A 6792-nucleotide genomic window follows, 5' to 3' on the forward strand; every position below is an offset into this window, starting at 1 on the left:
CCACGGCGGGCGCGACCACGAACGGCGTACGGCCGCCGGGCAGACGACACCCCCCTCCGTCGTCGGTCCGGCGCGCCGGCACGCCGTACCCCGGCCGTCCGCCGGTCAGGCAATGATCCAGGGCGTCCTGCTCGCCGCCGGCTACGGCCGGCGCTTCGATCCGAGCGGCCACCGCAGCAAGCTGCTGGCCACGCTGCCCGACGGTCGCAGCGTCGCCTGGCACGCCGCGCGCGCGCTGTGCTCCGCATTGCCCGGCAGCATCGCGGTGATCCGCCCCGGCCACGCCGTACTGGCCGAGGTGCTGCACGACGCCGGCTGCCGTGTACTGGAAAGCCGCGACGCCGAAGCGGGCATGGGCAGCGCGCTCGCGCACGCGGTGCGCGACAGCGCCGGCGCCGGTGGCTGGCTGGTGGCGCTGGCCGACATGCCCTGGCTGCCGGTCGCCACCATCCGCGCGGTCGCTGCCGCCATCGACCAGCCGGAGCGCATCGCCGCCGCGGCCTGCGACGGCCAGCGCGGACACCCGGTCGGTTTCGGCGCGGCACACGGTGCGGCGCTGGCGGCCCTGCGCGGCGACAGCGGCGCGCGCGAACTGCTGCGCACGCATCCGGTACAGCTGATCGAAGCCGGCGACGACGGCGTGCTGCACGACGTCGACCTGCCGCATCATCTGCAGCGCGCACGCTGACACAATTGTTTCACCCGCACCCGGCATGACAGATGCACAGCGCACGGTGTAGGCTGCGCACGTCGACGCGCACACGACGCGCGGCCGACTCAGACGACGAACGAGAACGCGGCGCCACGGCCACCGCGCATTCCGGAGCATGGCCATGAATGACACGGTTTCATTTGAAACCCTAGACGATGACAGCGGCGGATCGCTGACCGCCCAGATGCAGTGGTTGCACGCACGCGTGCGCCAGCACCATCCGCAGGTGCACCGCATTGCGATCGCGCTGTACGACGCACGTCACGACGTGCTGAAGACCTATGTGAACAGCAGCGACGTGACCGATCCGCTGTCGCTGTACGAGCGGCCGCTGGCACAGGTGCCGTCGCTGCTCGAGCTGGCCGGCAAGCGCGAATCTCGCGTCATCCACGATTTCACCCAGCTGCCGCTGCCGCACGGCGAACACACCGCCTGGCTGCTGGCACACGGCTATCGCAGCAGCTACACGGTGCCGCTCTACCAGTCGGGCACGCTGCTCGGCTTCCTGTTCTTCGATTCGCGCAAGCCGGGTGCCTTCGACGGCCGCCTGCCGGACGAACTGCAGATCTACGTGCAGCTGTGCCGGCTGTCGGTGCTGAACGTGTTCAGCCTGTCGCACGCGGTCGAAGGCATGGTGAAGGTGGCGCGCGGGCTGGCGCATCTGCGCGACATCGAAACCGGTCGCCATCTCGACCGCATGTCCAGCTACAGCCGGCTGATCGCGCAGCGCGTCGCCGCGCACTTCGGTGTCGGCGACGAGTTCATCGAGCACGTGTATCTGTTCTCACCGCTGCACGACATCGGCAAGGTGGGCATTCCGGACAACGTACTGCTGAAACCCGGCCGCCTGACCCCGGATGAGCGGCTGAGGATGCAGGGCCACGTCGAACTGGGCGTGCAGCTGATCGACGAAGTGATGCACGAAGCAGGTCTGGCCGAAACGCCCTATCTGTCCATCCTGCGCAACATCGTCAGCCACCACCACGAGTGGCTGGATGGCAGCGGTTACCCGCGCGGCCTGCGTGGCGCGGCGATCCCGCTCGAAGCGCGCATCGTCGCGGTTGCCGACATCCTCGACGCGCTGACCTCGGAGCGACCGTACAAGAAACCGTGGAGCAACGAGGACGCGCTGGCCGAACTGCGTCGCATGGCCGACGACGGCAAGCTGGACCCGGTCTGCGTCGATGCGCTGGCGCAGTCGGCCGAGGAACTGCGCGCGATCCAGGCGCTGTTCGGGCTGGACGACTGAGGGCGGCGCGGCATCAGCGGCATCGGGCTGGCATAGAATCCGGCCATACATTCAGGGACCGGACCGGATGAAGACCTCTACGCCGCATCGCCGCTCGGTCGCACAGCGACTGTTGCGCGCCCTGGTCGCCGGCATCGTGGCGGCCGTCACCCTGCTGGTGGTGCTGATCGCCATCGCCTGGCTGCTGCCGGACGCCACGCGCAGCGCGCCGGCACAGGCCCTGCTCGATACGCCGCCCGCCATCGACGAAACCGGCAATGGCGCGCTGCTGCTCGAAGGCCTGCGCGCGCCGGCCCGTATCAGCCGCCCGAACTGCCGGCCGACGCCTTGCCGCTGCCCGACACGCAGGCGCTGTGCGATCCGGTGCACGGCGCCTGCGTCGAGCGCTGGCTGGCGCAGGCAGCGCAGATCGTCGCGCTGTCCGACGCGCACCGCGCCGCGCTCGACCGGCTGGACACCCTCATCGCGCAGCCGCGCTTCCAGGCGCAGATGCTGGCGCACCCGGACGCCCCGCTCACTGCCTACGGTCCGCTTGCCGGTCTGCTGCGCCTGAGGCTGGCCGAGGCGACGGTGGCGATGGAGAACGACGACAGCGCACGCGCGCTCGACATCCTGGCCGCACAGACCGGCTTCCTGCGCCGCCTGCTGGCCGCCCCCGACGCGTCGCTGATCCAGAAGATGGTCGGCACCAGCCACCTGCGCGTGCATCTGACGGTGCTCGGCGAATGGCTGCATCGCTGGCCGGACGCGGTGACGGAGGCAGCACAGCTCGCGCCGCTGCTGGCCGACGCCAGTGATGCCGAACTCGATCTGCGCGGCGCCATCCGGCAGGAAGCGAGCTGGATGGCCGCCACGATGAACGCACTGCCCAGCGGACGGGCGAACGCCGTGTTCGCCGACGGCAAATCACCGTCGCTGCTCGAACAGCTGCTGCTGCCCGCCTTCTACAAGCGCGACGCGACGCTGAACGACTGGGCGACGCACGCGGCAGCGCTCGACGCTGCGCTGGCCGGTCCGCACGACGCGCGGCTGGCGGCGCTGCAGGCGCAGAACCGCGTCTTCCTGCAGGACGCGGCGGACTACGGCGACCTGTCGCGCGTGCTGTACAACCCGGCGGGCCGGCTGCTGCTGACGCTGGCCACCACCGACTACGGCGACTACCTGCTGCGCCTGTATGACACGCAGGCGGTCGGCCGCATGGTGGCGCTGCAGGCCGCGCTGATCCGCGACGGCGTGCGCGCCGACGACATCCCCGGACGTCTCGTTGTCGGCACGCCGGCCTCGCCACAGCGCATCGGCTACGACGCGAAGGCGCACGCACTGACGTGGGCACCGCTGGGCAGCCAGGGCATCGTGCAGAAGCTGGAGGGCGGCCTCTACCTGGCCAGGCTGCCGCGCTGATCAGCGCGGCACGCCACCCGCGCGCGCCAGCGCCTGTTCCAGCGTATCGCGCGCCTCCGGCGCGTCCGGCTCGCGCGCCAGCCACAGCTGCGCGTGCTGCGCCAGCGCGTCCCAGCGACCTTCGTGTTCGTACTGCACCGCCTGCAGGAAGGGCAGACGCGCATCGGTGGCGTCGGCCCAGAACGGGCGCGCGTCTGCCGTCTTCGGTTGCACGCCGCGCGCCAGCACCTCCGGCACCCAGTCGGCCGGAATGGCGAAGAACATGCTCTTGTCGCTGCTCAGCTTGTAGAAGGTGAGGATGCCAACCAGCCGTCCTTCGGCATCGAACAGGCCGCCGCCCGAGGCGCCGGCGGCGAAGGCCGCGCTGCCGCGCAGCACGCGGCTGCCGTCCATCCCGTACAGCTGGCGTACCTCACCGAGGTCGTAGGCGAAGCGGCCGCCGGTGAAGCCGAGGCTGAACACGACGTCCTTCTTGCGCACCTGACTGGCCGGAATCAGCGGCGCCGCGCGCGTGGTGATGATGTCCGACTTCAGGATGCACAGGTCGCGCCGCCAGTCGGCGGCGACCAGCGATACCTGCAGCGCCTCGCCGGTCTGCACGACGACCGCGTGCGTGGCGTCGTTCAGCACGTGGCAGCTGGTTGCCAGCAGACCGGGGCCGACCATCACCGCCGAGCCGCTGGACGTGCCGCGCTCGCTCTTCGCGTACAGCTGGAACACGGTGCGCGCCGCCACCGGCACGCGGTCGAGCAGGCCGGGCGGTGCGTCGTCGCTGGCCGCAACCGGCGTGGCACAGAAGAGCAGCAGCGCCAGCAGCGGCGCGCACAGTCTGCAGACAGGGGTCGGACAGGTCATCGAAGCTCCTCGCAATCGGCGTAGGCTGTGGTGTTCGGCACACGTCGTGCTTTGTGTCGGCAAAGCGGTGGCCGGTTCCGGCCGTGCCGCGATTTTTGACACGTCCTCATGCACACCCCGATACCAGACGCCGGCAGCGACGCCGGCTGGCAAGCCCGCATCGCGCTCGGCTACCGCGCACTCGACGGACGCACCGTGCTGGCGCGGCGCGAGCACAGCGGCCCGCTACGCGTGCAGAAGCCGCTCTATCCGGAAGGCGACGCGGTCTGCCATACGCTGCTGCTGCACCCGCCGGGCGGCATCGCCGGCGGCGACGCACTGCAGGTCGAACTCGACACCGGCCCCGGCGCGCACGCGCTGATCACCACGCCGGGCGCCACCAAGTGGTACCGCAGTGCCGGTCCGCAGGCGCGCTCGGACCTGCACCTGCGCGTCGGCGCGGGCGCCGTCGTCGAATGGCTGCCGCAGGACGCCATCGTGTTCGACGGCGCGCGAGCGCACGCACGCAACCACATCGACCTCGCGAGCGACGGCCGCTTCGTCGGCATGGATCTGTGGTGCCTGGGCCGCACCGCCAGCGGCGAACGCTTCGAGCGCGGCGAACTGGCACTGGACACCCGCATCACCCGCGACGGCCGCACGCTGTGGCTGGAACAGGCGCGGCTCGCCGCCGGCGCGCCACTGCTGCAGTCGGCCGCCGGTCTGGCCGGCGCGCCGGTATTCGGCACGCTGGTCGCCGCCGGCATCGACGCCGACGCCACACTGCTCGCCGCCTGTCGCACCGTCCCCGCACCACAGGGCCAGTCCGGCGTGACCCGGCTGCCCGGCCTGCTGCTCGCCCGCTACCGCGGCGACTGCACGCAGGCGGCGCGGGCATGGTTCGTGCATCTGTGGGCGCTGATACGGCCGGCCATGACCGGCCGAGCCGCGCAGACGCCGCGCATCTGGAACACCTGACGGGCACACGCACAGAAGAAAAATGGAACTGACACCGCGCGAGAAGGACAAGCTGCTCATCTTCACCGCCGCCCTGCTGGCCGAACGCCGGCGTGCGCGCGGGCTGAAGCTCAACTACCCGGAAGCGGTCGCCTACATCACCGCCGCCATCATGGAAGGTGCGCGCGACGGCCGCAGCGTGGCCGAACTGATGAGCCACGGCACGACGCTGCTCAGCCGTGACGACGTCATGGAAGGCGTAGCCGAGATGATTCCGGACATACAGGTGGAAGCCACTTTCCCGGATGGCACCAAGCTGGTCACCGTTCATCACCCGATACCGTGAGAGCCGCCCATGAGTGACGACGACATGGAACTGGCGCGCCGCCTCGCGCGCTTCAAGCTGGGCGTGCGGCGCAGCCTGGGCGAGTCGGTGAACCTCGACGCGCTGCGCACCGATCTCGACTACCGCACCCGTACGCTGGCCGACATCGAGGAACGAACGAATGACGAGGAACTGCTGGTCAGCCTGCTGCTGGTGCGCGAAATGCTGGAGCGCCGCAGTGACGGCGAGACGATGACGGACGGCACCAAGGCCGGGCGCGATTACCGTTTTGGTGCGCGTTCGGGCTGACCGGCGCGGGAAGGAACACGATGATTCCAGGACAGATGCAGGTCGCCGATGGCGACATCGAACTGAACGCCGGCCGCGACACCGTCACGCTGGACGTGCGCAACAGCGGCGACCGGCCGGTGCAGGTCGGATCGCACTACCACTTCGCGGAAACGAATGACGCGCTGCTGTTCGACCGCGCCGCGGCGCGCGGTTTCCGTCTCGATATTGCGGCCGGCACCGCGGTGCGCTTCGAACCGGGACAGATGCGCACGGTGAAGCTGGTCGCACTGGCCGGCGAACGCAGGGTTTTCGGATTCAAGGGACGGGTACAGGGCCCGCTCGACACACAGGGAGAACAGCAATGATGCAGGCACTGATGACTTTGGCACTGGCATGGAGCAGCGTCGCGTGGGCCCACCCGGGCGAGCACCACGGCAACGTCGGCGACGCGCTGCTGCACCTGATGAGCGAGCCGGACCACGTGGCGCTGCTGATCGCGGCAGCGGTCATCGGTGGCCTCGGCGGACTGATGATGCGCCGGCGCGCGAAGGCCGCGCGTCGCATGTTCAAGGACTGATCGACGCATGAGCACGCGCATCAGCCGGCAGGCCTATGCGGAAATGTTCGGCCCGACCACCGGCGACCGCGTGCGTCTGGCCGACACCGAACTGTGGATAGAGGTCGAACGCGACTACACGGTCTACGGCGAGGAAGTGAAGTTCGGCGGCGGCAAGGTGATCCGCGACGGCATGGGCCAGAGCCAGCGCTGCGCGGCGGAGGTGATGGACACCGTCATCACCAATGCGCTGATCGTCGACCACTGGGGCATCGTCAAGGCCGACATCGGTCTGAAGAACGGCTTCATCGCCGGCATCGGCAAGGCCGGCAATCCGGACATCCAGCCGGCGGTCACGCTGGTCATCGGCCCGGGCACCGAAATCATCGCCGGCGAGGGCATGATCGTCACCGCCGGCGGCATCGACAGCCACATCCACTTCATCTGCCCGCAGCAGATCGAAGAGG

Annotated in this window: 9 protein-coding genes and 1 pseudogene; 9 read left to right on the forward strand and 1 reads right to left on the reverse strand. The window is 69.9% G+C overall.

The features are described from left to right. The 3 genes from IV112_RS14605 to IV112_RS14615 all read left to right on the forward strand — a co-directional run. On the forward strand, positions 1-688 hold a 688-nt coding region (locus IV112_RS14605), incomplete at its 5' end, for a nucleotidyltransferase family protein (protein WP_304004427.1). A 145-nt stretch (positions 689-833) separates the two neighbouring features. Continuing rightward, a complete protein-coding gene (locus IV112_RS14610) occupies positions 834-1961 on the forward strand; it encodes an HD domain-containing phosphohydrolase (protein WP_304004429.1) in 1128 nt (375 codons plus the stop codon). Between the two features lie 327 nt (positions 1962-2288). After that, positions 2289-3362, forward strand: a complete 1074-nt coding sequence (locus IV112_RS14615; protein ID WP_304004430.1) for a hypothetical protein — start codon at positions 2289-2291, stop codon at positions 3360-3362. Here the strand turns inward: IV112_RS14615 and IV112_RS14620 are convergent, their stop codons facing one another. Beyond that, positions 3363-4217, reverse strand: coding sequence for a S1 family peptidase (locus tag IV112_RS14620; RefSeq protein WP_304004432.1), 855 nt, complete (start codon positions 4215-4217; stop codon positions 3363-3365). 108 nt (positions 4218-4325) lie between these two features. Here IV112_RS14620 and IV112_RS14625 point away from each other — a divergent pair, with 108 nt between their 5' ends. The 6 genes and pseudogenes from IV112_RS14625 to ureC all read left to right on the forward strand — a co-directional run. After that, a complete protein-coding gene (locus tag IV112_RS14625) occupies positions 4326-5174 on the forward strand; it encodes an urease accessory protein UreD (protein WP_304004434.1) in 849 nt (282 codons plus the stop codon). A gap of 22 nt (positions 5175-5196) precedes the next feature. Continuing rightward, a complete protein-coding gene (locus tag IV112_RS14630; RefSeq protein ID WP_019916378.1) occupies positions 5197-5499 on the forward strand; it encodes an urease subunit gamma in 303 nt (100 codons plus the stop codon). 9 nt (positions 5500-5508) lie between these two features. Then, positions 5509-5787, forward strand: a complete 279-nt coding sequence (locus IV112_RS14635) for a hypothetical protein (protein WP_304004437.1) — start codon at positions 5509-5511, stop codon at positions 5785-5787. Positions 5788-5807: 20 nt separating this feature from the next. Continuing rightward, positions 5808-6134, forward strand: a complete 327-nt coding sequence (locus IV112_RS14640; protein ID WP_304004439.1) for an urease subunit beta — start codon at positions 5808-5810, stop codon at positions 6132-6134. Further along, positions 6131-6346, forward strand: coding sequence for a hypothetical protein (locus tag IV112_RS14645; RefSeq protein ID WP_304004441.1), 216 nt, complete (start codon positions 6131-6133; stop codon positions 6344-6346). The genes IV112_RS14640 and IV112_RS14645 overlap by 4 nt, the downstream gene beginning before the upstream one ends. Positions 6347-6353: 7 nt before the next feature. Then, positions 6354-6792, forward strand: a pseudogene (gene ureC, locus IV112_RS14650) (urease subunit alpha); the annotation flags it as partial.

It is taken from the genome of Methyloversatilis discipulorum, from assembly GCF_018780585.1.
GTDB lineage: Bacteria > Pseudomonadota > Gammaproteobacteria > Burkholderiales > Rhodocyclaceae > Methyloversatilis > Methyloversatilis discipulorum_B.